The sequence below is a fragment of the Pseudorhodoplanes sp. genome, from assembly GCF_046289595.1.
GTDB lineage: Bacteria > Pseudomonadota > Alphaproteobacteria > Rhizobiales > Xanthobacteraceae > Pseudorhodoplanes.
The window spans coordinates 1-1,522 of the sequence record NZ_JBKBVB010000239.1; the positions used below are offsets into that span (position 1 = coordinate 1).

At 64.1% G+C, this 1,522-nt stretch carries 2 protein-coding genes; both read left to right on the forward strand.

The genetic code is table 11. The annotated features are described in order from the left end of the window. Positions 1-628: nitrogenase component 1 (locus ACK41X_RS23545; RefSeq protein ID WP_409728777.1), on the forward strand; the 628-nt coding region annotated here is incomplete at its 5' end. Beyond that, the coding region (gene bchZ / locus ACK41X_RS23550) for a chlorophyllide a reductase subunit Z (protein ID WP_409728780.1) at positions 628-1,522 on the forward strand (895 nt) is incomplete at its 3' end. The genes ACK41X_RS23545 and bchZ, both read left to right, overlap by 1 nt.

A 1,522-nucleotide genomic window follows, 5' to 3' on the forward strand; every position in this document is an offset into this window, starting at 1 on the left:
TGTCGTGCTGGAAAAAGAAAGCTTTTTTTTTTTCCGACCGCTACATCCGGCCTCCACCTCCACGCCGGTCATGGGCCGCATCACGCTCACCGGCTATGAGGGCTCCGAACTTCTGGTGGCGCGGCTTCTGCTCGAGAGCGGCGCGGACGTTCGTTACGTCGGCACCGCCTGTCCGCGCACGCGATGGTCCGATCCCGACCGCGATTGGCTCGAGGCGCGCGGCGTGCAGGTTCAGTACCGTGCTTCGCTGGAACAGGATCTTGCGGCACTGGCCGAATTCAAGCCGGACCTTGCCATCGGCACGACGCCCATCGTGCAGAAGGCCAAGGAGATGGCGATCCCGGCGCTGTATTTCACCAATCTGATCTCGGCGCGTCCCCTGATGGGACCGGCCGGAGCCGGTTCGCTGGCGCAGGTGGTGAACGCCGCGCTTCGCAACAAGGCGCGCTTCGATACGATGCGCGAGTTCTTCGGCGATGTCGGCTCGGGCGACAATGCCGGCGTTTGGGAAGAGGTGCCGCGCGCACGTCCGGAATTTCGCGAGCGCACCCGCAGGCAGATGGCAGCGTTTGCCAGGCAGCGCGCCGGCGGCGACCAGAGCGACTATAAGAATGCGAGGATGATCTGATGCTCATCCTCGACCATGACAGGGCCGGCGGTTACTGGGGTTCGGTCTACGTCTTCACCGCGGTCAAGGGCCTGCAGGTCGTGATCGACGGGCCGGTCGGCTGCGAGAATCTCCCGGTCACCTCGGTGCTGCACTATACCGACGCGCTGCCGCCGCACGAATTGCCGATTGTCGTGACCGGGCTCGGGGAAGAGGAGCTGGGACAGAAGGGCACCGAGGGCGCGATGAAACGCGCGCATGCCGTGCTCGATCCGGATTTGCCGGCGGTGGTGGTGACCGGCTCGATCGCCGAGATGATCGGCGGCGGGGTGACGCCGGAAGGCACCAATATCAAGCGCTTCCTGCCGCGGACCATCGACGAGGACCAGTGGCAGAGCGCCAACCGCGCCATGATGTGGCTGTGGACCGAATTCGGCCTGAAGAAAGTGCCGGAGCGAAAGCCGCGCAAGGATGGCGAGAAGCCGCTCGTCAACATCATCGGTCCGATCTACGGCACCTTCAACATGCCGTCCGATCTCGCCGAAATCCGGCGTCTGGTCGAAGGCATCGGCGCCGAAGTGAACATGGTGTTCCCGCTCGGCAGCCATCTCCAGGACATGCCGCGGCTCGTCAATGCCGACGTCAATATCTGCATGTATCGGGAATTCGGGCGCCTGCTCTGCGAGGCGCTGAACCGGCCCTATCTGCAGGCGCCGATCGGGCTGCATTCGACCACCAAATTCCTGCGCACGCTCGGCGAATTGCTCGGACTCGATCCGGAGCCTTTCATCGCCCGCGAGAAGCACACCACCATCAAGCCGCTGTGGGATCTGTGGCGGTCGGTGACGCAGGATTTCTACGGCACCGCGAGTTTCGGCATCGTCGCCAACGAAACCTATGCGCGCGGCGTGCGTC